Genomic DNA, 26425 nt, shown 5'->3' with positions numbered 1-26425 from the left:
AGCAGCGATCCGCTCAAATAACGGCACCCTTGCACGGCGCGAAGCCGCAGGACGCCCTGCGCGCGGGCCAAGTGGGCCAGCGGGCGTCCGGCAATGAGAGAGGCAAGAGCGCCTGCGGGTCAGCTCAGGAACGCCGCGCCCTCAGGAGCATGGCCACCGACCATGCGGGACAGAGCGCGTCCTCCAGAAACTCTCGCTCCGCTTGCACCCGCTCATGATCGTCACCCGGATGGGCCGGGACTACAGGTCCGGTCCGCGCCAGCGGATAGAGCAGGTCGCCCGGCAGGGTAGCCCTAACTCATTCCAATCCTACGGCTTCAGGTGTGTCGACAAATCAAGACGTTTTGTGCCATCTGCCATCATGGCCAAACTGACCCTATCCCAGCTTACAAATCTGCTTTTCAAAGCCTGCGATGAGCTTCGCGGCAATATGGATGCCTCGGAGTATAAGGAATACATCTTCGGCGTCCTGTTCCTGAAGCGGTGCAGCGACTTGTTCGATCAGCAGCGCGAAAAGTTGCGCACGGATTTGCGCGGGCGCGGGCTCGATGGTGACCGGCTGAATGCGATGCTGGAAAATCCAGACCAGTACACCTTCTACGTGCCCGAAGCATCGCGTTGGGAGACGGTTCGTCACCTCAAGGAAGATGTAGGCAACGGCCTGAATGCGGCGTTGGGAGAGCTGGAGCGCCACAACAAGGACCAGCTCGAAGACGTGCTGGAACATATCAATTTCAACAAGAAAATCGGCCAGCGCACTCTCAGCGACGATACGCTGGTGGACTTCATCCAGGTGTTCGAGAAAATCCCCCTGAGGGATGAAAACTTCGAATTTCCCGATCTGCTGGGCGCGGCCTACGAATATCTGATCAAATATTTCGCGGACTCGGCGGGCAAGAAGGCAGGCGAGTTTTATACCCCTGCCGATGTCGTGCGCACCATGGTCGAGATCGTCGATCCGCAACCCGGCATGAGCGTCTACGATCCCACCGTCGGTTCTGGCGGCATGCTGATCCAGTCGCGCGATTACATCCGCGACAATGGCGGCGACCCCAACAACCTGACGCTGGCGGGCCAGGAATCACAAGGCACCACGTGGTCGATCTGCAAGATGAACATGATCCTTCACGATATCCAATCCGCGAAGATCGAGCAGGAAGATACGCTGACCAAGCCGCAGCACCGCGATGACAATGGGGAGCTGACCCGGTTTGACCGTGTGCTGGCCAACCCGCCGTTCAGCCAGAACTACAGCGCCAAGGAGATGGATTTCAAAGGCCGCTTTGCCAAATGGATGCCGGAAAAAGGCAAGAAGGCTGACCTGATGTTCGTCCAGCATATGCTGGCGGTTCTGAAATCCAATGGCCGCATGGCGACAGTCATGCCCCATGGTGTGCTGTTTCGCGGAGGCGAGGAAAAGGACGCACGCGAGTTTTTCATCACACAGGGCTGGCTGGATGCCGTAATCGGCCTGCCCTCCAGCCTGTTTTATGGCACCGGCATTCCGGCCTGCATTCTGGTCATGAACAAGGAAAACGCAGAAGCCCGTGAGGACGTGCTGTTCATAAACGCTGACCGTGAATTCCGCGAGGGCAAGGCGCAGAATTTCCTGCGGCCCGAGGATATGGCCAAGATCGTCGATGTCTATCGGCGTCGCGAGGATGTGCCGGGCTATGCCCGCGTGGTCCCGATCAAGGAAATCGAGACTGAGGGGTATAACTGCAACATCCGCCGCTATGTCGACAATGCCCCGCCGCCAGAGCCGCAGGATGTGCGCGCGCATATCCATGGCGGGGTGCCCGTGGCCGAAGTGGATGCGCTCGAGCACCACTGGATGAACTATCCGGATTTACGCGAAGCCTGCTTCACCCCGCGTCCTGGCGATACCGCCTATTGCGATTTCGCCTCCGCCATCACCAACCGACGCGACATTGCCGAATTGGTGAAGGCGCACCCCGGCGTGATCGCGACGCATCAGGCGTTCATGAGCCGGCTGTCGGATTGGTGGAACATCATCCAGCCGCAGATGGAGATGATCGCGCGTGGCAACGGGCAGGCAGACAATGTCTATGCCCTGCGGCGCGGTCTAATGGCGGACATCTCCCAGGCCTTCTCTGATCAGGCGCTGCTCAATCCGTTCCAGATTCGTGGCGGGCTTGCGCGCTATGTCGATAGCCTGAAGATCGATCTGAAATCCATCGCGGCGAGCGGCTGGGGGGCGGAGCTGATCCCCGATGACGAAATCCTGCAAAGCGAATTTCCCGAGCTGATCGAGGAACTGGCGAGCAAGCGCGCGCGGATCGATGAATTACAAGCTGCCTTCGCTGCCGCCGATGAGGAAGGCTATGAAGACGAGGACGAAAGCGGTGTCCTGCCATCGGCCTTGCTGTCGTCGCTAAAGGCCGAGCAGACCGCATTGAACGGCCAGATGAAGCATCTGGTCAAGGAAGCCAAAGCGGTGCTGACCACGATCAAGGCGGATATCATTGCTCGCGATGCTTGGCCTAGTTGCTGGACCAAGGGCGATTTCGGCATTGGCGGCACGCAGACAAAGCCTGATCTGGACGGCGCAAGCCGTACCCTGAGCATCGCCCGTGATGCGGAGGTTGATCCCTTTCTGCGCATCCCGATCGAAAAGCTGGTGGATGAAGGCAAGGATATCGAGTCCCGCCTGTCGGACATTGGCAAGCAATTGGCGGTGCACAAGGCGCTGGATGATGAGGCCAAGGCGCTGAAGGCGGACTTGCGCGTAGCAGAAAAACGGCGTGAGGAACTGGTGGCCGCCGCGCGGGCCAAGATCACACCGGCTGCGGCGCAGACGCAGATCCTGCTGCGGTTCCGCGAACAGTTGTTCGCCACCTACCGCGCCTATCTGGATGCAGACCGCCGCGCGGTGACAAGTGCCATCGAAAACCTTCATGACAAATATGCGGTGACAGTGCGGGATATCGAGCGACAGCGCAGCGCTGCGGCGGCGAAGCTGGAGGATTATCTGGGGAAGCTGGGTTATGTCTGAGTGGGTTGAGAGGCCCCTCGGCAAGCTTGTATCCTTCAAAAAGGGCAAGAAAGTCGAAACGTCAGATTTAGCGCTAGACGGCTTTTTGCCTTACCTTGGCGCGTCCTCACTAACTGGTGGGGAGGACGGTTTCGCTTTACCAAACGGCGGCATTTCTTGCGTGGCCAGTGACGCCCTGATGCTTTGGGATGGCGAACGGAGCGGGCTTGTGGGTCCGGGGAAGTCCGGCGTGATTTCATCGACCGTTATGCGTTTGCGCCCGGAAGCGGAGATGACGGGGCGTTATCTCGTGCATTGTCTGCGAGATCGCTTTGAATGGATTCAGGCGCGTCGGACAGGAACCGGTGTCCCGCACGTCCCCAAGGACTTGGGCCGCATCCTAGAACTGCGCTTTCCAGAAGCGGAATCAGAGCAGAACACCATCTGCAATATCCTCGACGCACTCGACACCCAGATTGAGGCGACGGAGGGGTTGATTGCCAAGCAGGAGCGGGTGCGGGCCGGGTTGATGCAAGACCTGTTCACGCGCGGGGTGGATGAACACGGCCAACTCCGCCCACCCCGCCACCAAGCCCCGCACCTCTACCATCAAACCGAACTCGGCTGGCTGCCTTTGGGGTGGGAGGTCGATCGAATTACGAAATGCGTGAACTCATCTTCTGACGCAACTATCGGCCCGTTTGGCAGCAACCTTGTAGCCTCCGATTACCGCAATTCTGGTGTGCCGGTCATCTTCGTTCGTGACGTGAAACCGGAGCGCTTCATCTGGAAGTCCGATGTCTTTGTGGACTCGGCCAAAGCTAAATCACTCGCGGCGCATGAATCTCAACCGGGCGATGTGATCGCGACAAAAATGGGTTTCCCGCCCTGTATCGCTTGCATTCACCCAATGGATTTTCCGGCAGCAATAATAACCGCTGACATGATCAGATTGAGGGTGTCTCGACGGGACGTAGCCATTCCGGAGTTCGTCGCTAGTGCATTAAACAGCGAAGTGGTGCTAGCCCAAGTGCGCGCCATCACGGGTGGCGTCACTCGGCCTAAAATCACACTGGCTGACTTTCGCTCACTGCGATTGGCGTTTCCGCCTGTCACGGAGCAGAAACTGATTTTCGACCGGATGAAATTGATCGATGGATTGATTGATGATCATCTGCGCGAACTGGCAAAACTAGCACTCCAGAAATCCGGCCTGATGCAAGACCTGCTCACCGGCAAAATCCCCGTCACCCCGCTGCTCGAAAGCATGCCCGCATGAGCGAGTATGCTCATGTCGAAGCGCCGCTGCTGACGCAGCTTGGCGCGCTGGGCTGGACAGTGGTGGATCAAGGGAGCCAGATGATCCCGCACAGTCCGGCGGCATCGCTGCGCTCCAGCTTTCGTGATCTGATCCTGCCGCAAGTGTTCCGCGACTCCGTTCGTGCGCTGAACCAGACATCTGACGGGCAGGACTGGCTAACCGAGCGGCAGCTCGCTGGGCTGATCGACGATATATTCCGCCAACCGGGCAAGGGCCTGCTCGATGCCAACGAAGCGGTGCATGCGCTGCTGATGAAGGCGCAAGTGGACCGCAACGAAGTGACGGGCGAAAAAGACCCGACCGTTCGCCTGATCGACTTCGCCAATCCGGAGCGCAACACCTTCCACGCGATCAACCAGTTCCGCGTTGATACGCCAGGCTGCATCAAGGCATTCATCATCCCCGATGTTGTGTTGTTCGTGAACGGCATTCCGCTGGTGGTGATTGAGGCCAAGATTGGCGACGCTAACACCGCCAATCCGATGCACGGGGCGTTCGTGCAGTTGCAACGCTACCGTGACGCCCGGCCGGAAACTGCACGCGCCGGCTTGCGCGAAGGCGAGCCGAAGCTGTTCTATCCCAACCTGATGGTGATCCGCACCTGCGGCGAAGCTGCGGAGTTCGGCAGCATCAGCAGCGCCCCCGAACATTTCTATCGCTGGCGCAATGTTTGGCCGGAACAATATGCCACGATCACGCCGCCCCTTGGCGTGGTTCGGGAGCAAGAGGAACTGGTGCAGGGCCTGCTCAACCCGCATTGCCTGCTCGACATCCTGCGCACCTGCACCGTGTTCAAGGATACCGACAGCGGCAAACGGGTGAAGGTGCTCGCCCGCTATCAGCAACATCGCGCCGCCCGCCGCATCGTCGAGCGGCTGCGCACGGGGCAAGCCCCGATGGAGCGCAGTGGGGTGATTTGGCACACGCAGGGCTCTGGCAAATCGCTGACCATGGTTTTCGTCGGGCGGATGCTGCGCGCCAGTCGTGATCTGAACGACATGAAAATCCTGATGGTGGTGGACCGCGCCGATCTGGAAGACCAATTGACGGGCACCGCGCGGCTGATTGGCGGAAAGATCAACCTCGTGGAAAGCCGCGCGGCGGTGCGCGATGTGCTGTCCTCCCCCGCGTCTGACGTGAACATGGTGATGGTTCACAAATTTCTGGAAACGAAGGACGATCTGCCGGACAGTTTCCGCGAAAAGCTGGGGCGCTATGCCCCCCCGCCCAGCGCGGAAAGTTTCGGCGTGGTCAACGCGTCCGAGCGCATCCTGATCATGGTGGACGAGGCGCACCGCACCCAAGGCAGCGACATGGGTGACAACCTGTTCGAAGCCTTCCCCAACGCCGCGCGCGTTGCCTTTACCGGCACACCGCTGATCACCGAACGCCACGCCGGTCGGCAGACCGTGAAGCGGTTCGGCGAATACATCGACAAATACAAACTCATGGACGCGGTGGCCGACGGCGCGACGCTGCAAATTCTCTACGAAGGCCGCACCGCCAACACCGCGTTGCGCGACAAGGCGGAATTTGATCAGGCGTTCGAGGATCTGTTCGCCGAACGATCCGCCGAAGACCTGCTCGCCATCAAAAAGAAATACGGTGCGACCGGGGATATTTTGGAGGCGGAAAGCCGCATCGGAGCCATCGCCCGTGATCTGGTGGGGCACTACATCGACAACATTTTGCCGAATGGGTTCAAAGCCCAAGTGGTGTGCCACAGCAAGTTGGCCGCGGTGCGGTATCAGCGCGCGTTGCGGGAAGCATTGGCTGAGCGGTTGGAACGGGAAACCGATCCCGAAGCAAAGCGGCGCATCGCGTTCCTGAAAGTGGCGGTCGTCGTTTCTTCTGACGCCACCAACGAATCCGCCGAAATCACTGCCGCCCGGCGGGAGGCGCGGGAATCGAACGCAGTCGAGAATTTCTGCAAGCCGTTCAATCTGGATGACTACGATCAGGCCAACACGGGCATCGCCTTCCTCGTCGTATGCGACATGCTGTTGACCGGCTTCGATGCCCCGATCGAGCAGGTGATGTATATCGACAAGCGGCTGAAAGAGCACAACCTGCTTCAGGCCATCGCCCGCGTAAACAGAGTGACCCACGGCAAACAGCGCGGTTTCATTGTCGACTATATCGGCTTTGCCGGACATCTGACCGCCGCGCTCAAAATCTATGCCGATCAGGAACCAGAGGACCTAAAGGCGGGGTTCCAAAACCTTACGTCCGAACTTCCGATCCTTGAAGAACGCTACCGCCGGCTGCTTCAGCATTTTCAGGGGCTGGGTGTGCATGACATCGAGGCGTTCCTGACAGGCACGTTGGCCTCTCCTGAGGATGACGTGCGCGTGGTCCACAAGGCCGTTGATGCGCTGGAAAGGATCAAGGCGCGGGCGGATTTTGAAGTTTATCTCAAGAAATTCCTAATGAGCCTCGATCTGATCCTGCCTGGTGCCGCAGCCCACCGCTATCGCGGCCCAGCGCGTCGGCTTGGCTATCTGATGCGCATGGCCAAGGAACGGTTCAAGGACGATTCCATTGATTTTGCCGGGGTGGGCCAAAAGGTCGCTGCACTGATCAACAAGCATCTGATCGAACTCGGCGTCGATCCGCAGATACCGCCCGTCGAACTGCTCGATCCCGATTTCGTTGAGCAGGTTACGGGCCATGCCCAAGGCAGCACCCGCGCCAAGGCTAGCGAGATGGAGCACGCCATCCGCAAGCACTGCACCATCCACTTCGACGAAGACCCGGCCTTCTTCAAACGGATGAGCGAAAAGCTCGACACGCTGATCGCCAAGCATGGCGATGACTGGAAGCTTTTGGCCGAAGCATATGAGGGCCTGCGCGCAGATATCCGGGCGGGTCGCGGCAAAGGGGATGCCGAACAACCTGCCGAGGTGGCTGTGTTCAAGGACAATCTGTTCGCCCTAATCGGAGACAGCGCGACCCTATCGCTTGAAGATGCAGCGATGCTGGATGCTCTGTCGTCTCGTCTTGTCAGCCTTATTCGTGATGCCATTGCCATTGTCGATTTCTGGCGCAAGCCGGATCAAGTACGACGTTTACGGGCCAATATTGACACAGAATTGATGGTCTCTGGCATCAGCGCTGTTCAGGATCACCATCAGCGGATAGCCGTAGAACTGACCAAACTGGCCGAAAAGCGCCATGTGGAGTTGCTGCGGCCATGAAGATGTGCGCGCAAGATATCGAATTCACGCTAATCCGTAGCGAGCGGAAAACGGCCGATATCGTGATCGAACGATCTGGCGATGTCATCGTGCGTGCGCCGGTTGGTATTGAGGACGAGAAGATTCGTGAAGTCGTGGCTGACCGGGCACTATGGGTGCATCGCTCGCTGGCGGAGTGGGAAGACCTGAACGCTAGCCGAAGGCACCGTCCCTTGGTTCAGGGGCAAGGCTTTGCCTATCTCGGGCGGTCCTATCGTCTGAAGTTTGTGCCGGATAGTGACGTGCCACTGCGTTTGAAGAACGGTCGCTGGGAACTATCGGAAGACTTCGTGGCCCGCGATGGCGAGGCTGCCGCACGCAAGGCATTCCGCGACTACTATATTGCCAAAGGCATGCAGATTTTCAGCGAACGCCTCAGGCAACTCGCGCCACTGGTCGGCGTCAAGCCTGGTGAAGTGGCTGTTAAAGAGCTGGGATATCACTGGGCCTCATGCGGTACGGGCGGCGCAATGAACTTCCATTGGAAGACCTTGATGGCCCCGCAAACCGTGATTGATTACATCGTTGTCCATGAGCTGTGCCACCTGCGCCACCGCGACCATTCAGACGCGTTTTGGAACGAGGTAGACAAGGTGCTACCACGATACCGCGAACGGAAGGAATGGCTTAGGGTTAATGGGGCCGCGCTGGATATCTAACAGACCGTCTGCTTGGTATCGCAGGGCTTGGGTTTGATCCGGTCCAGTTCGGCTTTCAATTCTGCAACTTGGTCAGAAAGTTTTTTGATTTTCCCTTGCTGTTGCTCGACCGTTCCCCTCAGCACGTACAATGATGCCCGAGCTTCGATTGGGGTTGAGCCATATCGATCAACGTCGCGAATATGCTGATCAATCGATTTTTCTAGATTGGTTGTTTTGTCTTTTATCCCGCCAATGTCGGTCTGATTATCGTCATAGTACTGCCATGACAGGCCAGCGACGGTAGCAGTGAGGCCAACGGCAGATAACGCACCTACAATAATACCACCAACGCTCCAATTGCGAAGCGACTTCGCTGACTTCTCGGATTTTTGCGCTAGGTCTGCTGCGATTTGGGCCTTCGCGTTCGCTTCGCTGACCATGTCAGGGATCGAGCTAAGAATTTCGATTGGCGCTGCATCCTCAAAAATAGGTTTTGCTGCCTTTTCGATGAACTTTTTGATGTTTGGGAAATCTGTATTTGACGGCGGTCGCCCATGGGTGGGGCTTGACGATGTCTTTGTGAACTCGATCCAAATCAGACCGTCGTCCTTTGAAATGTGATAATCTTGGTTCGTCAGATTATGCAGAGGGATGCAAAGTCTCCCCCAGAAACCCGGATCGACAAGAGGCCCTGTTCCTAAAAGCAATCCCCGATGGACGTGATTAATCTGAAGATTAAAGCGAACAGCAATAAACGGAGGTAGCCGAAAGTAAATTTCTGATTCTACAAATACTATTGAGTTGGCTGGAATCGTTAAATATTCTTGAGATCCATCATAAATCTTTTGAGGGTGGTTTATTCCCTTCTTGTATACGAATGCTTCGCTTCCAATTTTGCATTCGTATGAAGCAGCTTTGAGGGGTGATTTTTCTCCTCCACCACCATTGAATGGAGCTATCATCCCTGTCTTTTGAACATACTTAATGATGTGATCTGCAGACAAGAGTGCTGATCGGATTCTTGGGAATGGGTCGGCAGCGGGGGTCTGCCCCGACATTTTAAATGGCTCGGCGAGCGCCAACGCAGCTGAGTCGTTGAGTTGAAACATTGGCTTAGGACCCAAGAAATTGAGTCGATGGCTTCAAGTTGGGAATCATGCCGCGATCAGAGAAACCGAAATGGGTTATTGGACAGCTGATGGCTTCCGAGACTTCTTGAACGAACTGACTAAGTCTGCTGGTGCCATCATTTAAATCAGTCTCGACTCCAATATAATCAAGATGATTCAGCACAAGCATGGTCGGATTGTTGGAAGCGATCGCGGACTGGACCAATGAAGCATCGAATTGACCAACTCGCCGTAGCTTCTTGGTTACGGTTGTGAATTCGCGAAGATCAGCTCTGGTATCGATACAATCCGAGATTGCCTCCCAAGAAGTCTCACCGGGCAGTGGTCCGGAATTTCCCGCAACGCGGATCGGATAGGAGCGGATGACAAGCACAACGTTGTCGACGTCCATTGGGCTTAGGCCCGTTTCCGCCAAAGCCGCAGCGGCCGTTGTCGCTCGTGAGGTGGCCTTGGGCCAGAATCCACCATCCGATAGGGATAATCCATATCCCTGGGTTCCCTCGATAATAATCCGTGCGTAAGCGTCCAGCCATCGTCGCATTAACAACGTGGTATCACACAAATAGCGCTCGAGCGGCTCGCAGTGCGCAGCATCATGGCGGTGCAAGGGGAAGTTCGAAGCTTCACGAGCGACGGTTGCCATCACGGCTGCGCCGACACCGCTTCCCGTCGAACCAATGCCAGAGACGAGCCCCGCCTCTCGCTCCCATGCCTTTTGCTCAGGCGTAATGACGTTCGCGTATGGGCTGATAAATATCCGGTCACGCGGATAATTGAGCAGTTCTATCTCGCTTTGCAAGACGTCGACATCAATGAACGATCCTGCAGGGAAAACGACATCGACATTGCGATCAACCGCGCCAGCGGGCAATTGCCTGAGGGCAAATTTTTGACCCGCGCGATCATAGGCTGTGTGGCCAGAGTTTGGCCCCCCGACGCGTACCACCGCAATCCGGCGCTCGGTTGCCATTCTCACAAGCTCGAGAGAAACCTTACCCTTGCCCTCCGAGCCGAACTGACCCCCCACAACGATTGATACGGGCATTAGCTCTCCCTCTCCCACTTAGCCGCAAGACTCATGAGCGAGGTAGCCATATCCTCCTTTGACCCGTTGTTGAAGAAGGTTTGATCGGCAAGGCGCTCTAATGTCGGCACCATCCGCTCGACTTCAGACGTGATCGCTTCGTCGAACGCTTGGCTCACTTCCGAAGGCTTTAGGCCCAATCGGTCAGCGTAGCGCTCTCGCCGGATGTCCATAGGTGCGGAGACATATAAATGGACAAAGCGGAAGCCGAACTTCTCCTTGAGAAACGCATGGTCGTCGGGAAAACGAAGGCCGTCGACGACAATGGTGCGTGCACCAGACACACGCGAGAGGGTTCGTTCGGCAAGCTCGCGCTGGCGACCGTCCCTGTTGATCTCGGCACCAACTAGCTGGCGATGGTGTCGATCCAATGGCAGCCCTCGCTCACGAAGCAGGTCATCAATTACCAAGCTGAATCTGGTATAGGCATAGCCCCTCGACTGCAAAATTTCCGCTAGGGTCGTTTTACCAGCAGCGATGGGTCCGCTCACGCCCACGACAAACGGCGTTCGGTTCACCTCAAGGCGTGGAATGATGAGTGGCGGTTCATTTGTCGTTCCCAGTTCTTCAGATAGCTCCGCCAGATGAAAAGTGCCGACCAGAGCGGAAGTGATCGCATCCAGCTCATCATGCGTAACTTTTGCCGTCGCAAACTTCCCGCGAACACCGAAATTCTTCAATCCAAGTTTCAGCCACTCTTCGCCCGCGCCCTTCCGAGGAATTCGCATGACATCCTGGGCGGCACCAGGGTAACTCTCGATCACAGGCAATCCATGTGACCTAAAAATTCCGGCCAAACGAATGCCTCGTGCCGTCAATTTTTGCATGCTCGGCAAAAGGCTTGGATAGACGTTCACGCCCCGCCGCTTGAGCTCTCGTTCGCAAAATCGCATGATGCCGAATTCGTCGCGCGTCGGATCATCATCAAAAACTGTTTGGCGACCAAACGGAAGACAAAGTGGCGAGTCAATTGACACGAGATCAGGTGACGCATCGATTGTGCGCCGAATGAGATCGTCATCAGTGGAAATTGTTTCGGTCTCCGCTCTCGAACCGTCCAGCAAACACCATCCCGTTGGGCGCGCCTCTGATCCGGTCAAGTCGATGCCAACGATTCTGGATTTCTCAGCTTTCAGACCACCAAACAATTCGCGGAAGGTTGGGGCGCGAGACAGTCCTGGGTCCGGCTTCTTAAGACCTAAGGGTAGCTTATGGCGATCTGCCGGAGCCGACCATTCAACGAATTTCACAGGCTGCCCGATCAAGTCATGCTCATAGCCCAAACGAGCTAGAGCATGATCGAACAGTCCGCCCATGGCAGCAATGTCAGCGCGATTATATGAAATGAGGCGCCGCAAAGAATCAACATCGCCGCGAAGATATTTGTGCCAGAGCAAAACTGCGGCGAAACCGTCGACTCCGTCCAAATCTTCACGGAAATTCAAGCCCAACTCATTCTCGATAGCTTTCTGACCTCCCGTTAAGCCCACACGACGGCACAGGTACATCAAGTCGATATGCGCTGCCGGAAGTTGGGCTTCAGGAAACTCCTGCTTCAAAAATTTTTGGTCGAAGCGAATGCCATTGAATGTCACAACGGCCATGGCGTCGCGGGTGACATCAAACAATTCACTTGGGTCTTGTCCCTTGATGAATGTTCCTGACCTTCCGCCTTTTGCCCAGCCGACTAGGGTGATCTCGTCGTAGAAATGGCTCAAGCCAGTTGTCTCGATATCAAGGAATAGAACCTGCTCAGGGTGCTCATGGCATATCGCCAGCTTGTCGCGCAGGTCTTTAGGGAGAGCCTTAATGATCGATTTTGAAGGCGGAGAGGGCATGGCGGCCTTTAATCATAATCTTGATGGCACGTATACCGGCATTGCCAGCCTCGCTGCCGCTAGCGGACGAGCCGCCCATCGCACCCAAACGCGCCCCAGCAAGTATCTGTTATTTAGATATTTCATCTAACCACTCCGCCGCCTTCGCCGCCGCGCTGGCGGCGGTGAAGATTGCCCGGTTGTCGCCCTTGAGCACCTTGAGCCAGTTGGCGAGGTAGCAGGCATGATCCGGACGCGGGGTGATCGATAGGCCAATGTCGCCGCAAAGGAAGGCTGAGCCAAGCTCGGCGACCAGCTCTTCCATGGCATAGGCCTCGTCGCCGAAGCGCTTGCCGAAGGTGCGGGCGAGGCGGTGATCGGCCCCGGTCCAGTGGACGAGCTCGTGGAGCAGGATGGCGTACCAGTTCTGCCCGGCGCTGGCGGTGTCGGTCGCGAAGAACCGCTCGCGGTCGGGCATGGTGATTGTGTCGGTGGACGGGGTGTAATGGGCGCTGTCACCCTGGATGCGGATCGCAGCGCCGGTGGCGGCAATGAAGGCCTCGACATCAGGGATGGGATCGAACGCCTCGGCGTCCGCCACCTCCGGCAGGGCGTAGCCCTCGACCTGCGCAATGTTGAACACATGCGAGCCCTGCGCGAAGATCGGCCCGGAGCCCATTCGCGCCTCGTCTTCCTTGCCCTCTGGCTTGTCCAGCACCTTGTAGAACACGATCGGCGAGGCCTTCTCGCCCTTGCGCACCTGCGCGCCAGTGATTGCCACTGGCGGTAGGTCGCCCAGAGACCATGCCCGAAGTCCTGCGCCTCGGCGCTGGCCCAGAGGGCAAGGACATTGACGCCGCGATAGGCCTTGCGGGTGACCGCGTTGATGGGCCGCGTGAGCGGGGCGCTGCTGCGGTGCCAGGGGAGCGTGTAGTCGCCGGTGCCGCGCTCCAGCGCGGCGATGATCTGGTTGGTAATGGTGTCGTAGATGCTGGCGGTTGCGGTGCTGGCCATGGTGGTGATCCTTCGTCCTGTCGTTGGGAACGCGGATGAAGGGACGGGCCGGATGGCCGGGCGGGTCAGCGGTACGCGGAACAGCCAACACGGGAGGGCGAAGCCCGAATGGAGCGGGCAGGCTGTTGATCCCGCCCGGCACGGGCCGTCACGAGAGGGAGCAGTTCATTCCAATGGCAGGGCGAAGGGTGCCATGGCCCTGCGTTCACGCTTCACACGATCAGCCGAGACCAGCCCCCAGAGACTTCGCCTTCGCGGCCTCGGGCGCACTCGCTTCCATGGCCGTCTGCTTCTCGCCCGCGCGCTCGTGGATGGCGCGGATCAGCCGCGCCTTGTCGTCAGTCACGACAATGGCCTCGGACTTCGCGCGCGAGAGCGCGACATAGAGCATCTTCTGATCGACCAGATTGGCAGAGCGGCTGTCGGCGTGGATCAGGACGCGCTCGGCGGTCTGGCCTTGGGCTGCGTGGGCAGTCTGGACATAGGCATGGCGCAGATGGGCGTCGCGTGGGTCGGTGAGATCGAGCCGCTGCTCGCGGCCATTGGTCAGCACGATGGTTGCCTGCTGGCGCTCCGGATCGATGCCGGTGATGGTGCCGCGCAACCCGTTGATGCGCCCGGCCTCACGGTCGTTGCGGGTAAACTGCACGCGGTCGCCCGCCTGCAACTCCATCGCCTTCGGCTCGAACACCTCGACCTTGCCCGCGCCCCATTGGCGCAGCCGCCAGTCCACGGATGACCCGTCGGCGGTTTTGAGCGCGATGGCGGCCTTGTCCGGATCGATCTTCTCAATGCGATAGGCTGCGCCGCGCGTGACGCCCTTGTCGGCATAGTCGCGGGCAAAGCGAACAACATCGCCGATGGCATAGCTTGCCGCCTGCCGGGTTTCAGCGCGGGTCAGGCCCTTGGCTTCGAGCGCCTCGAATCGGACGGTCGCTGCTGACAGCTCGCCACGCTGCGCCAGCTGCTGCCGGATCATGGCGGTGAGGGTATCGCGCCCTTCTCGCGAAGGTTCGATCACGAGGGTCCGCGCACGCTCTGCAGGGCTGAGGGCAACATAGCGCTGCGCTAATGTCGCAAGGCGCGCATCGCGGTCCGCGCCTTCGACCACCTCGCCGCCGCCGCGCTCCAGCGCGGCCAGAGCCTTGCCGGCATGGCCCTCGATTGACGCCATGACGGCTTCGCGGGTCTCAGCATTGGTCTGCCGCACCACGTTAGCGAGTTTCGCGGTGGCCATGCCCGCCTGCTGCAACTGGGCGAAGGCTGCCCCCGCTCCGACCGAGCCGAGCTGCCTGACGTCGCCGACCAGAACAAGCCGCGCCCCGGCCTTTTCGGCGCTGGCCATCAGGGCCGCCATGTCACGCGCGGAAAGCATCGAAGCCTCATCGACAATCCAGACCGAACCCTTGCCGAGTCCTTTGGCCTCGGGCGACACAAGATGGCGTGCGACCGTGTCGCCGCGCAGGCCGAGCGCTTCTCCCAGGACCGCGGCTGCCGACGCGGTCGGCGCGAGCGCTGTGACAGCAAGTCCGCTCTTCGCCGCCTCACGCGCATAGGTCGCCAGCACGGTGGTAGTCTTGGCGGTCCCGGCATAGGCATATCCTATAAATGGGATCGAGCCAGCCACCATTTACAAGAGCGCGCTTGCCCGCCCCGAGATCAACCCGCACCATTTCGGGCGCGTCGATGAACGCAAAGCGGAACGGAACGCGTTCGACCCAAGCCTAGCGATAGGGGTGCCAGACGCTTGCCAGAAAGCCGTCGCCGTCGAAGACTTTTCGGACGGCCGCCTTGAACACGTCGTCTGGACCTGCAGGGCCCGGATCATCAGGAACGATGATCATGCTGACCTGCCTCGACCAATGCGGTGTCGTTTCTTCTCTTGATCGAGCGTGCGGACTTCGGATGCGAAGGCGATTGACCGGTGCCAAGCCAACGCCGGAGCCAAGCAAAGCGCTGAGGATCGTGTTGGAGAAGGTATTCGCGGATGCGATGCTGCTCCTCAATGGGGGCGCGCATTAGCAGTCCGCGCAAATCATTGTCGATCGTTTGGCGCGAAGCGCCAAGGCACTCGGCCTTGGCATACCATTCGCGCCCTGCCTGGAGGTCACCAAGCTCGATGTGGACTGCGCCCAACAAAGTGCAGGGCCTGTAGTCGCTCGGGGTCAATCCATGCGCGTCGTTTGCCAATGCCTTCGCGTCGTCGAGGCGGCGCAGGTCACGCATTGCTCCGCCGCGCGTTGTTGCAAGGGCCGAATGTAATTTGGGATTTGGCCCGATCTGCGCCCGCGCCGCTTCGGTCAGACGCAAGGCTTGCTCGGGTTCATCTGCCTTGCGCCAATGCGCGCTCGCGTTCACCGCCTCCCAGGGATTGCCGCTGGTTTCCCATGCTTTTGTGAGGGCTTCCGCTTCCAATGCATGGAAGGCTTTCTGCAGCGCGTCTGTCCAGCAGTCATCGGCTTCGGTCTTCAGCCATGCGACGTCCTCGGCCTTGAGGCGCTGCCGATTGGCGACTTGCCTGAGTAGCGCCATCACGCGCGGATAGTCCTCGCTTTCGACATATCCTATGTCGAAGCGCTGCCGCAGCTCCCTTGCTTCCCGCTTCCGCCGCAGCACGGGATCGTTCGCCATGGCGGCAAAGGTCTCCTTGATCGCGGCGGCTTTTGCCTCTTCGCATGCCGCCCGTTCTGCCGCATCCTTCACGGCCTTGGCCGAAGCTTCCTCAATGCGTGCTGCCTGCTCCTGCTCGGCCCGGGAGGAAAACTCTCCTTGAGTGATCTTGCCATCGGCTAAGGCGCAGAGCGCGTGAAGACCCGTCGCGACGAGAAACTGTCGCTGCAACGCGGTCACCTGCTCGCCGGAATCGATCTTCAACAAGATCCCGTTCAAGCGAGCCCCCAATTGGGACGCGCCGGGCAGGTCCTCCAGAAGATAGCGTTTCGCCAAATCGCCGCGCAGAGATTGTGTCATGGCCCTTCGCTACGTCTGGGGTTGTGCGCACTGATGGTATCTACAACTCAGATAACGCGCGGCTTTCTATGTGGCACACCGATCTTTTGGATCTCTTAACGGCTCTACGTTGCGTCGTAGCTCGAGCGGGACGCTGCTGCGGCGCACGGGAAAGAGCTGGAAGCCAAAGCTAAATTGAATGGCCTCAGAAGACGTCCTCGATCGAGGGGCCACGCTCTCGCGGCCCGATCTTGATATCGAGATCGAGGCTCGCGATCACGCGGAGCAGCGTGCCGAGCTTTACTCCGACGCTGCCGTTTTCGATGGCTGATATGGTTTTCTGCTGTGTGCCGGAAATGCCGGCCAGCTCTGACTGGGTCATCCCCTGCCGCACACGCGCACTCTGGATGATTGCACCTAGCTGCCTCGGCAGTCTTACAAGCTGATCCATCACTGCCTCCGTTGGCCATTCTATACCCTCTGAGGTATAAACCCGCAATATACCCTGTGGGGGATCAACCTGCCGCTTTAGACAGCTCTCCGACCGGGGGAGCATGGTCAGCAGTTCATGGCCGTAGGTGCCATGTCATGGCGCGATCAAATTGCGGGGACCCAAAGCCGGTACGTATTGCAACAAACAGTCACAAATAAATCGAACCAAAAAACTTGCATTGGAACGATACACCGTGCTACATGATGAATGTGCCTGAAACAATGCTTAGAGACCCAAATCTTTTAAGCAATTCAGACTTGGGGGCATGGCAAGTGGCATTTCAATCTTCGAAATGTGTATATAGCAAGTATATCAAATACTTGCTTTTTACTTGTTTGTCCTCTTCTGGGCACCATTTACTCCTCTCCTGACATCCCAGAACCACCGACAAAACGGCAGAAATCTGCCATTTTCTCCTTGGTCTTGTCTTTTGGTGTCCGAGGATATTTCACTCAATCTCACTCGAAATGGGGCCACCGGAATAGGCGATGGCCCCGCGGCCATTTTCTGGTGGCCCCATCGCTGGCTTGAGATGTCGCACCGGCTGAGACCTGCTTGCAGGAGTTGAGTCGATGTCCCTTGCCGATGTTATGATCCGTTCGCTTACCTGCGAGGCCATCTGCCATCATGAGATCCAGCGCGCTGGCTCCATCAAAGGCCTCGTTAGGTGCACCTATCCACCGCGCGGCTCTATCGCTATCAGCGAATATGCATCGCAATGCGCGATGAATGCATAGCAGCGCCGTAGCCCGCCCCTCGCCATTGACCAGCCGCGCAACCGTTTCGTCGGGAACGCCCCAGCGCGCGACCAATGCAGTGGCCGCTCGCGCCATTGCCAGCTTTCATCTTCGTCATATGGAGCGTTGGTGATCGACAAGGACAGACCTCCGAACTTCGGCGATCCCGATAGCACGGAACGTCCGCTCAGACCATCAATCCACTTACCGAGCGGTAAGAATTTCCGGGTAAGCCTTAATATCAAAGCGAATTCTTCCCGTTCGGGAAGAAATTCTCTTGAATCTCTACGACACTTATGGCAACTTCCCGCTCGGTAAGAATGACATGATTGACAACGCAACCCAATTCGGCGCAGCCGTCGCCTCGGCCCGCAAGGCCCTTGGCCTTACCCAGCGGGAGCTGGCGCTCACCATCAACAGCGGCGAGCGCTTCATCGTCGATCTGGAAGCAGGCAAGCCCACCGCCCAACTCGGGAAGGCACTCGCCGCCGCAAAGGCTGTCGGCTTGCGGCTCACCGCAACCGGCATTTCGCAGGCCTGACGGTGGACCTTCCGGTTCACTATGAAGACCGCCTGGTCGCCACGATCAGCGCCGATGCGCAGACAACCCGCCTTGCCTATGCGGATGCCTGGGGTTCATCCGCTGACAGCTTCCCTGTCTCGCTGGCCATGCCGATCCGGCCAGAGCCCTATGAGGGGGGCCAAGTTCTTCCCTGGCTGATGAACCTCCTGCCGGAGGGCGAACCGTTGCGCGCCATGACGCGCGCGCTAGGCGCTGCACCGGAGGACGCGCTCGGCCTGATCGCACAGACCGGCAACGATCTGGCAGGCGCGCTCAGCATCGCTCCGCAGCGGCCGCGCGGCGAGCCCGGCTATCGCCCGATCCCGGATACCGGTGCACTGGAACGGATCATCGAGGAACTGCCAGCGCGGCCATTCCTGGTCGGCGAGGACGGCGTCTCGATGAGCCTCGCCGGCGCGCAGGAAAAGCTGCCGGTGGCTGTCATCGACGGCCAGATTGCGGTGCCGATCAACGGCGCGCCATCCACCCATATCCTAAAGCCCGACAATCCACGCCTACCCGGCAGCGTCCACAATGAAGCGCTATGCATGCTTCTCGCCCGCCGCATCGGCCTCAATGTCGCGCCGGTGACAACGGGCGTTGCAGGGGAACGCAGCTACCTGCTGGTCGAGCGCTATGACCGGACGGGTACTGGCAACAATGTCCGCCGCCTGCATCAGGAGGATTTCTGTCAGGCACTCGGCAGCCCGCCTGCCGCCAAGTATGAATTCAACGGCACCGGAATGCGCGGCCCCTCGATCGCCGACATGTTCGCGGTTGTCCGCGAGCATATGACGGCGCGCGACATCACCCGGCTGCTGGACGCCGTGATCTTCAATATCGCCATCGGCAACGTGGACTCACACGCAAAGAACTACTCGATCCTGCTCGGCCCAGGTGCCCCGCAGCTTGCTCCGCTCTACGACCTGATGTCGGGCCTCGCCTGGACCAACATCACCCAGAACCACGCCCAAGCGATCGGCGAGCAGCGCCGCGGCCGCCACATCTACGGTCGCCACTGGCGGCGCATGGCCGACGCCGCAGGCCTGGCAGCGCGGGGAACGGTGCAGAGGGTGGAGCAGGTGACGGCACGGTTGCTGCGCGAATTGCCCGCAGCGGTCGAGGAGGTGGCATCTATGCCAGCAGGTTCGTCGATGCTGGAGGTCTTCGCAAAAGAGATCGAGGAGCGGGCAACAGAAGTCAGGGGACACGCCGAAAAGGAAGGCCTGCCCGACACCGCTGAAGTGCCTACGGACGACGTGCCGACGATAGGCGCAAGCGCCTATTCTGCTGACAGGGAAGCGGGAGCGTCATGACCAAAGGCATCTTCGTTCATCGCTCCGACTCGATCTACGACGACAGCCCGGCGGAGCAGTATCAGTTCCCGCGCCAATACCTGACCCGCGTCAGCGCCTGCATTGGCGATTGGATCGTCTACTACGAGCCAAGCAAGATCCGCGACACGCGCGGATATTTCGCGGTGGCCAAAGTAGCTCATGTCGTGCCGGACCCGACCGCCAAGGACATGTATCTCGCCCTGATCGAACCCGGGACCTACCTGGACTTCCCCAACCCGGTCCCGTTCAACGGTCCCCTGGGGCTAGTCGAACGCGGAGTTCTCAACGAGCAGGGCAAGATTTCGGGTCGCGCCCAATCCGCAGTTCGGCGCCTATCCATCGAGGACTTCAACCGCATCATCGACCTTGGCCTCGCGGAAGATGACAGCTTCCTGCCGAGGATCGATGAGACGCCCGAGAACCTGCTGCGCGAGGAGCGCTCACCGTTCCAGTTCGAGATCGAACGCGACCGCGTGGCAAATCTCGGTTCACGACTGGTCCGTGACCGCCTGTTCCGCCGTCGTGTTGTCGAGGCCTATGATGCCCGCTGCGCGGTAACCGGGCTGAAGCTGATCAATGGCGGCGGCCGCGCTGAGGTCGAGGCCGCCCATATCCGGCCCGTGGATCGTGGCGGGCCGGACATCGTGACCAATGGGATTGCCCTTTCAGGAACCGTCCACTGGATGTTCGATAGGGGCCTGATCGGATTGAATGACGACCTTGAGATTCTCGTCAGCCGGCAGGCAAACAACCCCGACAGCATCCGCTCTCTGATCAACAGGACCGGCTTCGCCATCCCACCACAGCGACCGCTAGAGCGCCCGCATCCGGCCTTCCTAGCCTGGCATCGAGAGCATTGCTTCAAGCACTGACAAAACCTGCATCAGGCGCCGCAGCGGCTCCGAACTCCTAAGGAACGTGATTCAGTGTCGCCTATCCGAGGGCGCTATTGGGATGAACGGGTAGCAATGCGTCAAGGGTGGAGCGATTATCTCGACGCCTTGCGCGTCTGATGAAGCCCAAATCTCGTCCCTAACCGGCAAATGAAACGCGCCCGCTTGCAAAATCCGAAGTTTATTCTTATGAATGGAAATGTAGAATTTCATTCTGGAGAATGTAATGGCGACGCGGCCAGCCTCCCAAGCGGATCAGGGACGAGTTCTCTCGGAAGCGGTAGCGCGTGTGGCGACGTGCTGGAAGCTGACGAACGAGCAGTTGGGCTCAGTGGTCGGTATTTCCGCGGCAACGGCCTCGCGGCTTCGTTCCGGCAGTTATCAACTTCAGCGAGCCGAGAAGGCCTTCGAACTTGGGCAGTATCTCGTCCGGCTTTTTCGCAGCCTCGATGCGCTCATGGGAAGCGACGATGCGGCGTCGACGTCTTGGTTGAAGTCGGAAAACTTGGATCTTGGCGGCAGACCGATCGATCTGATCCGCTCCATCCGCGGTCTGAATGACGTGGCCGACTATGTCGATGATTACCGCGCCCGCGTTTGAGCGAACGCCGAAGCCAGAGCATTTTCGCTCCTACAGTGGAAAGCTGTGGCGGATCGTCGAGGCGCAACATCGGATTTCGACTAACCGCCTGGCTGCTGGCTCCGACGATCAAGCGTTGCTCGAACAGCTCGTGGAAGAAGTGAAGCCGACCTTGCCGGTGAAGGCGAGACACCTTCACTACCTGCTCGCGACGCCGTTTCGCTACGGTCACAAGAGTAGCTCAAGATTTCGCCGCGCCGGCGAGAAGCCCGGCATTTTCTACGCCGCAGAGTCCATTGGTGCTGCGATCGCCGAGACAGCCTATTGGCGGCTGCGCTTCTACTCCCGGTCGCCTGGATTCCAGCCGCCGAGCACGACCGTTGAACACTCGGCAATCAATGTCTCGGTTGCGATGGATCGGTTGCTCGACTTGTGCGCAGATCCATTTGTTGCGGGCGCGTCGCAGTGGATGGCGCGGGACGACTATTCCGCTTGCCAGCAATTTGCGTCTGAAGCGCGAGAGATTGACGCGCAGGCTATTCGCTATGTGTCCGTTAGAGATCCTCAGCATCGCGCGAACGTGGCCCTGCTGGATCCATCGGTCTTTCGTGATCCAGCGCCCCGCAATGCCCAAACTTGGCATATTCGCTATGAGCAAGGCGAGTTGATCGCTCTTCGCGCTTTTCCGTCGGAAGATCGGTTTAGGTTTCGTCCCTCCGACTTTGGGCTTTGAGCGCCGAAGCCCTTTTGCGAGCACCCGCGTCCACATAGTCCGCGGCTTCGCTTAAGAGCGAATATTTGGGCCGGGTTCGCGCGGTCATTGGGGTCACCTTGAACCGCCCCGGGATTCCCGCGAAGACCGGCTTCGCCTGTGGCGCGCCGAGCGCGCCGTCGATCGGATGGAGGAGATGGACCGCAAGGTCTTCCTCGCAATCCGTGTCGAGGAGCTCGGCTATCCCGAAATCGCCGCCCGGTTCGGCATCACGGTCGCCGATGTCGAATGGCATTTTGCGGGTGCGCTTCGCGTCCTCATGATCGCCATGGACGAAAAGGATCCATGGTGGTGGCGTTTCCGGCTCTAGGAAGGCGCGCGGGCCGGATGGCGCTTGCCATCCGGCCCGCGCGATTACAGGGTGATAATCATCATGCGTACCGACCTTGATCATCTTCCGGCCGCCAAGCAGCGCGAACTCGAGCGCGTGAAGGCGATCATCTTCGAGGAATTTGCCGACAGCATCGCGCTCGCGACGATGAGCTGGAAGAAGAAGGGGCGCATCGACAAGATCATCCTCTACGGCAGCTATGCGCGCGGCGGCTGGGTCGATGAGCCGCACACCGCCAAGGGCTATCGCTCGGACTTCGACCTGCTCATAATCGTCAGCGACAAGCGGCTCATCGACAAGGTCGATGTCTGGTCCAAGCTCGACGACCGGTTCGCCCGGGAGCTTTTGATCGACCAGACCCTCAAAACGCCAGTGAACTTCATCGTCCACACCCTGCAGGAAGTGAACGACGGGCTCGCGCACGGGCGGTATTTCTTCATGGACGTCGCCCGCGACGGGATCGCGCTCTACGAGAGTGACGACAAGCCACTCCACACGCCGAAGCCCAAGACGCCCGAGCAGGCGCTGGCCATGGCGCAGGAGTATTTTGAGGAATGGTATCCTAGTGCTGCCGCGCTGATGGAAGGAACGAAGTTTTATCTTGGCAAGGGGCGGCTAAAAGAGGCCGCGTTTTCGCTCCATCAAGCCACGGAGCGGTTATACCACTGCGTCCTTCTGGTCTGCACTTTCTACTCGCCGCACGTTCACAACCTCGGGTTCCTGCGTACCCAGGCCGAGCGCATCGACATGCGTTTGGTCGATGCCTGGCCGCGCGAAATGAAAGTCGACCGTTCTCGCTTCGAAAAACTCAAGGAAGCCTATGTGAAGGCCCGCTACAGCAAGCATTATCGCATCACCGAGGAAGAACTGCGCTGGCTCGGTGAACGCGTCGAAGAATTGGGCCGCGCGGTTCATGCCGTTTGTTCGGAGCGGCTTGCTGCGCTCGAGACCGCAATGACGAAGGCCGGCTGATCCTTGCCACGCCGATCGACAATAGCCGGCCAGATCGAGGCGCTGATCCAGCGCCTCGAAGGCCTCGCAATCTGCGATGACTGCGTTACGGACAGGCTCGGCTAGAAGTAACTGCAAAACCATCGTTTTTCTCACCCGTCTGTGTGGCGATGGAATGCGCTATGCGTGAGTATGACGCTAAATTTTGTGCCATTTGCTGTTTCCCGCGTGTCGGCGGTAACAGTACCCGACAGCAAGGACCATTTGCGCCGGTGCGGGCTTGAGATCCTGCCCAGAAGCGCTTTGATGCTTTCCGTCCGACGTTATATGGGGCCCATATCGATTGCGTCACTCGTTTCGCGGTCGGCCGCCGCGCGCAGAACTTCATGCAAAGACAGATCGATGAGCTCTGAATTCTGATGAATTATCGTCATTCCTTCCATGCCGGCAACAGCGCCGATGTCGTGAAGCATTGCCTGCTGATCGCTCTCGTGCGGGCCTTGCAGCAAAAGCCCGGCGCGCTGACCCTGATCGACACCCATTCCGGATGCGGGCTGTACGATCTCAAGGGCGATCAGGCGCAGCGCACCAGGGAGGCTGCGCAGGGTGTGCTGCGGGCCTTTGCCGACGCGAACTCCTTGCTCGACGATTACCGCGCCGCGGTACAGGCCGTGAATGCCGGGGGTGAGCCGCACCTCTACCCCGGCTCGCCGCGCATTCTGGAGCAGCTGTTGCGGCCCCAGGATTTTCTAATCCTCAACGAAAAGCATGCCGAAGACGCCGCGGCCCTGCGCAGCGCGATGCGCGGCACATCCGCGGCCGTGCATGAGCGCGACGCCTATGAGTTGTGGCTCGCAATGCTGCCGACCCGAACGTCACGCGGTGTGGTGGTGGTCGATCCGCCCTATGAGCAGACGGATGAGCGCGCCCGTATCGCAGCCACTCTTGCTGCCGCTCACCGCAAATGGGCGCACGGCGTAACCGTGATCTGGTATCCGCTGAAAGACCGCGCGGCGCACGTGCGATGGAAGCAGCAGCTGAGGCGGCTGGGCATCCCGAAATTCCTGTGGGTCGAGCATTGGCTGTACGATGCCGATCAGCCGGGCATCTACAACGGCGCGGGCCTTTTCATCATCAACCCGCCATATGCATTCACGCAGGCGTTGCCCCCGCTGCTCGAAGCCCTCTGCGCCGCGCTGGCGCCGGAAGGGCACCGGGGCGAGCTCGCAGCGGATTGGTTAGGAAATTAAGACAACCTCCATCACCGAGCTCACAGAAAGAGAGCCCCGGGGGCTCCATCTTCCAGCGTGTCTCGGACTTGGTTGCCAGACTCAAAGGGTATGTGGCCAGCTCTAGCGCGATGCTGCTGAAATCGTCCTAAACAGGACCCAATCAAGCACCCACGCAAAGACCCTTCGGCCGCACGTGTCGGGTTTGCCTTGGGAGGAGAGTGGTGCCGCTTACAGGACTCGAACCTGTGACCCCATCATTACGAATGATGTGCTCTACCAACTGAGCTAAAGCGGCAACGATGGGCGCCTCTATCAGCGTGCCGGGGCGAAGACAAGCGTCCTTGCGAAGAAACTGTTTCCCGGGATTTCGTGCGCCTTGGGGGGTGATGCGAGACGATGATAGCGGCCATTTCTGCCCGGCCGCCGTATCAGCGCCAAACGAAACGGCCTTCTACCAATGTCAGAGCGCTGACCGCGCCGCGACCGCTGCGCGGATGATCGTGGGCACCCCCGGATCCTCGATCGTCGGCGGGCATTCGACATGCTGGCCGTTGACGATGCTGCGCAGCAGGTTGCGCAGGATCTTTCCCGACCGGGTCTTGGGAAGCTGCGGCACGACATAGGCGGTCTTGAGCGCCGCGACCGCGCCCAATTCGGCGCGCACCGCGGCGATGACGGTACGCACCAGCGTATCGGGATCGGCGGCGCCGGCACGCGGCACAACGAAAGCGACGGGGATCATCCCCTTGATCGCATCGTCGGCGCCGATGACCGCGCATTCGGCGATGCCGTCCTGCTGCGCGACGATCTGTTCCATCTGACCTGTCGATAGGCGGTGGCCCGCGACATTGATGATATCGTCGGTGCGGCCCATGATGTGGAGGAAACCGTCGGCATCGAAATGGCCCGCATCCCCCGTCTCATAATAGCCGGGGAAGCTTTCGAAGTTGCGCGCAAAGCCCGCCGGATTGTTCCACAGGGTGCGAAAGGCGCCGGGGGCAAGGGGAGCCTTGATCGTGATCGATCCGCTCTGCCCGTCAGGGACCGGCTGGCCGTCCTCGCCGAGCACGACGAATTCATAGCCCGGTACCGGAAAGCCGGCGCTCCCGCGCTTGCGGCGCAGGTCGCCGAGCGCGAAGCAACTGGCGATCGCGGGCCAGCCGAGCTCGGTCTGCCACCAATGGTCGATCACCGGCAGGCCGGTCTTTTCCTCCAGCCAGGCGATGGTGTCGGGATCGGCGCGTTCGCCGGCGAGGAAGACGGCTTCGAGATCGCCGGTTCCGATGTCGGCCAGAAAGCCGGCGTCGGGGTCTTCCTTGCGGATCGCGCGGATCGCGGTCGGCGCGGTGAAGAAGGTCTTGACCCCGTGCCGGACGATCGTGCGCCAGAAGGTGCCAGGATCGGGGGTGCCGACGGGCTTGCCTTCGAACAGGATCGTCGTCGCACCGACGAGGAGCGGGGCGTAAACGATATAGCTGTGGCCGACGACCCAGCCGACGTCGGATGCCGCCCAGAAACAATCGCCTGCTCCGATGCCATAGATATTCGCCATCGACCAGGCGAGCGCAACGGCATGTCCGCCATGTTCGCGCACCACCCCCTTGGGCGTGCCCGTCGTCCCCGACGTATAAAGGATATAAAGCGGATCGTTTGCCGCCATGACCGTGGGTTCGGGTATCGGATCGCCGGCACATTCGCTGCGCAGCGTCATCCAGTCGATATCGCGCGGCGGCTGGAGATCGGCGGCAAGCGCATCGCGCTGGACGAGCACGACATGCTTGACCTGGTGATTGGCAATCGCGAGGGCCTCATCGACCATCGGCTTGTAGGCGATCAGACGGCCCCCCTCGATCCCGCACGAGGCTGTCAGGATCAGGCGCGGGGCGGCATCGTCGATGCGCTTGGCAAGTTCGAGCGCGGCAAAACCGCCGAAAACGACCGAGTGGATCGCGCCGATGCGGGCGCAGGCGAGCATCGCAAACACCGTTTCGGGGATCATCGGCATGTAGATGACGACGCGGTCGCCCTTGCCGACGCCCAGCCGCTTGAGCATCGCCGCGACGCGGCCGCTTTCTTCGAGCAATTGCGCATAGGTGAACCGGCGCACCTGCCCGGTGACCGGACTGTCATAGACGAGCGCCGGCGCATCGCCGCGCCCCGCCGCGACATGGCGGTCGAGGCAATTGGCGGCGGTGTTGAGGGTGCCTCCGGCAAACCAGCCCGCATCGGCATCATGGATGCGCTGCGGCGGCGTCACCCAGTCGATCGCCCGCGCGGCGGCGCCCCAAAAGGCGTCGCGGTCGGTGATGCTGTCGGTCCAGGCCTGCCGGTAGGCGTCGCTCATCTGTCG

At 59.7% G+C, this 26425-nt stretch carries 22 protein-coding genes, 1 tRNA gene and 1 pseudogene; 13 read left to right on the top strand and 11 right to left on the bottom strand.

Features of this window, described 5'->3' with window-relative positions; translation table 11 throughout:
- Window positions 1-361: 361 nt before the first annotated feature.
- From AOA14_RS00565 to AOA14_RS00550, 4 genes are read left to right on the top strand one after another with little or no spacing between them, the layout of a single operon-like run.
- On the top strand, window positions 362-3016 hold the full coding sequence (locus AOA14_RS00565; protein WP_062900411.1) for a type I restriction-modification system subunit M: 2655 nt from the start codon (window positions 362-364) through the stop codon (window positions 3014-3016).
- A complete protein-coding gene (locus AOA14_RS00560) occupies window positions 3009-4274 on the top strand; it encodes a restriction endonuclease subunit S (RefSeq protein WP_062900410.1) in 1266 nt (421 codons plus the stop codon). Before AOA14_RS00565 ends, AOA14_RS00560 begins: the two co-directional genes overlap by 8 nt.
- Entirely contained in the window at window positions 4271-7513 is a 3243-nt protein-coding gene (locus AOA14_RS00555; RefSeq protein WP_062900409.1) for a type I restriction endonuclease subunit R, read from the top strand. Before AOA14_RS00560 ends, AOA14_RS00555 begins: the two co-directional genes overlap by 4 nt.
- Window positions 7510-8211 (top strand): M48 family metallopeptidase, encoded by a 702-nt coding sequence (locus AOA14_RS00550; RefSeq protein WP_062900408.1) that lies wholly within the window; start codon window positions 7510-7512, stop codon window positions 8209-8211. The genes AOA14_RS00555 and AOA14_RS00550 overlap by 4 nt, the downstream gene beginning before the upstream one ends.
- Here AOA14_RS00550 and AOA14_RS19515 read toward each other — a convergent pair.
- Genes AOA14_RS19515 through AOA14_RS00535 form a run of 3 tightly spaced genes read right to left on the bottom strand, consistent with a single transcriptional unit; the run spans window position 8208 to window position 12125 of the window.
- Window positions 8208-9302, bottom strand: coding sequence for a dCTP deaminase/dUTPase family protein (locus AOA14_RS19515; protein WP_202988346.1), 1095 nt, complete (start codon window positions 9300-9302; stop codon window positions 8208-8210). The genes AOA14_RS00550 and AOA14_RS19515 overlap by 4 nt on opposite strands.
- A gap of 4 nt (window positions 9303-9306) precedes the next feature.
- The gene (locus AOA14_RS00540) at window positions 9307-10368 is read right to left on the bottom strand and encodes an adenylosuccinate synthetase (RefSeq protein ID WP_062900406.1); all 1062 of its coding nucleotides are present in this window, start codon (window positions 10366-10368) and stop codon (window positions 9307-9309) included.
- Window positions 10368-12125, bottom strand: coding sequence for a ribonuclease H-like domain-containing protein (locus AOA14_RS00535; RefSeq protein WP_202988345.1), 1758 nt, complete (start codon window positions 12123-12125; stop codon window positions 10368-10370). The genes AOA14_RS00540 and AOA14_RS00535 overlap by 1 nt, the downstream gene beginning before the upstream one ends.
- 91 nt (window positions 12126-12216) lie before the next feature.
- Between AOA14_RS00535 and AOA14_RS19510 the strand changes: the two genes are divergently transcribed.
- On the top strand, window positions 12217-12375 hold the full coding sequence (locus AOA14_RS19510) for a hypothetical protein (protein WP_202988344.1): 159 nt from the start codon (window positions 12217-12219) through the stop codon (window positions 12373-12375).
- On the opposite strand, the gene AOA14_RS00530 is transcribed toward AOA14_RS19510, so the two are convergent.
- The 6 genes and pseudogenes from AOA14_RS00530 to AOA14_RS19005 form a co-directional block, all read right to left on the bottom strand.
- Window positions 12355-13005: an ArdC family protein gene (locus AOA14_RS00530; protein ID WP_238929700.1), complete on the bottom strand. Its 651-nt coding sequence runs from the start codon at window positions 13003-13005 to the stop codon at window positions 12355-12357. The genes AOA14_RS19510 and AOA14_RS00530 overlap by 21 nt on opposite strands.
- Window positions 13006-13043: 38 nt before the next feature.
- Window positions 13044-13238, bottom strand: a pseudogene (locus AOA14_RS20330) (ArdC-like ssDNA-binding domain-containing protein); the annotation flags it as partial.
- Between the two features lie 220 nt (window positions 13239-13458).
- Window positions 13459-14868 carry an ATP-dependent DNA helicase gene (locus tag AOA14_RS00525; protein ID WP_082819769.1) on the bottom strand — a complete coding sequence of 470 codons (1410 nt, stop codon included), beginning with the start codon at window positions 14866-14868 and terminating at the stop codon, window positions 13459-13461.
- Window positions 14869-15065: 197 nt separating this feature from the next.
- Window positions 15066-16208 carry a tetratricopeptide repeat protein gene (locus AOA14_RS00520; protein ID WP_202988343.1) on the bottom strand — a complete coding sequence of 381 codons (1143 nt, stop codon included), beginning with the start codon at window positions 16206-16208 and terminating at the stop codon, window positions 15066-15068.
- A gap of 184 nt (window positions 16209-16392) precedes the next feature.
- The gene (locus AOA14_RS00515) at window positions 16393-16638 is read right to left on the bottom strand and encodes a helix-turn-helix domain-containing protein (RefSeq protein ID WP_062900403.1); all 246 of its coding nucleotides are present in this window, start codon (window positions 16636-16638) and stop codon (window positions 16393-16395) included.
- 500 nt (window positions 16639-17138) lie between these two features.
- Window positions 17139-17513 (bottom strand): antitoxin Xre/MbcA/ParS toxin-binding domain-containing protein, encoded by a 375-nt coding sequence (locus AOA14_RS19005; protein WP_238929699.1) that lies wholly within the window; start codon window positions 17511-17513, stop codon window positions 17139-17141.
- A gap of 181 nt (window positions 17514-17694) precedes the next feature.
- On the opposite strand from AOA14_RS19005, the gene AOA14_RS00510 reads away from it, so the two are divergent.
- The 8 genes from AOA14_RS00510 (at window position 17695) to AOA14_RS00475 (ending at window position 24093) form a co-directional block, all read left to right on the top strand.
- Entirely contained in the window at window positions 17695-17958 is a 264-nt protein-coding gene (locus AOA14_RS00510) for a helix-turn-helix domain-containing protein (RefSeq protein ID WP_238929698.1), read from the top strand.
- Window positions 17959-17960: 2 nt separating this feature from the next.
- Window positions 17961-19295 (top strand): type II toxin-antitoxin system HipA family toxin, encoded by a 1335-nt coding sequence (locus tag AOA14_RS00505; protein ID WP_062900402.1) that lies wholly within the window; start codon window positions 17961-17963, stop codon window positions 19293-19295.
- Window positions 19292-20188 carry an HNH endonuclease gene (locus AOA14_RS00500; protein ID WP_062900401.1) on the top strand — a complete coding sequence of 299 codons (897 nt, stop codon included), beginning with the start codon at window positions 19292-19294 and terminating at the stop codon, window positions 20186-20188. The genes AOA14_RS00505 and AOA14_RS00500 overlap by 4 nt, the downstream gene beginning before the upstream one ends.
- A 247-nt stretch (window positions 20189-20435) precedes the next feature.
- Entirely contained in the window at window positions 20436-20810 is a 375-nt protein-coding gene (locus tag AOA14_RS00495) for an MbcA/ParS/Xre antitoxin family protein (protein WP_062900400.1), read from the top strand.
- Window positions 20782-21522: an RES family NAD+ phosphorylase gene (locus AOA14_RS00490; RefSeq protein ID WP_062900399.1), complete on the top strand. Its 741-nt coding sequence runs from the start codon at window positions 20782-20784 to the stop codon at window positions 21520-21522. The genes AOA14_RS00495 and AOA14_RS00490 overlap by 29 nt, the downstream gene beginning before the upstream one ends.
- A gap of 175 nt (window positions 21523-21697) precedes the next feature.
- Entirely contained in the window at window positions 21698-21871 is a 174-nt protein-coding gene (locus AOA14_RS00485; RefSeq protein ID WP_202988342.1) for a sigma factor-like helix-turn-helix DNA-binding protein, read from the top strand.
- 63 nt (window positions 21872-21934) lie between these two features.
- Window positions 21935-22864: a HEPN domain-containing protein gene (locus tag AOA14_RS00480; protein ID WP_062900397.1), complete on the top strand. Its 930-nt coding sequence runs from the start codon at window positions 21935-21937 to the stop codon at window positions 22862-22864.
- Between the two features lie 398 nt (window positions 22865-23262).
- Complete coding sequence (locus AOA14_RS00475) at window positions 23263-24093, top strand: 23S rRNA (adenine(2030)-N(6))-methyltransferase RlmJ (RefSeq protein WP_062900396.1); 831 nt, start codon at window positions 23263-23265, stop codon at window positions 24091-24093.
- Between the two features lie 201 nt (window positions 24094-24294).
- On the opposite strand, the gene AOA14_RS00470 is transcribed toward AOA14_RS00475, so the two are convergent.
- A tRNA-Thr gene (locus AOA14_RS00470) sits at window positions 24295-24370 on the bottom strand.
- Between the two features lie 165 nt (window positions 24371-24535).
- Entirely contained in the window at window positions 24536-26419 is a 1884-nt protein-coding gene (locus tag AOA14_RS00465; RefSeq protein WP_062900395.1) for an AMP-binding protein, read from the bottom strand.
- Window positions 26420-26425 lie beyond the last annotated feature (6 nt).

The organism is Sphingopyxis terrae subsp. terrae NBRC 15098 (assembly GCF_001610975.1).
Lineage (GTDB): Bacteria > Pseudomonadota > Alphaproteobacteria > Sphingomonadales > Sphingomonadaceae > Sphingopyxis > Sphingopyxis terrae_A.
Note: the sequence above shows the minus strand (reverse complement) of the source record. Positions and strands in the feature narration are given on the sequence as shown.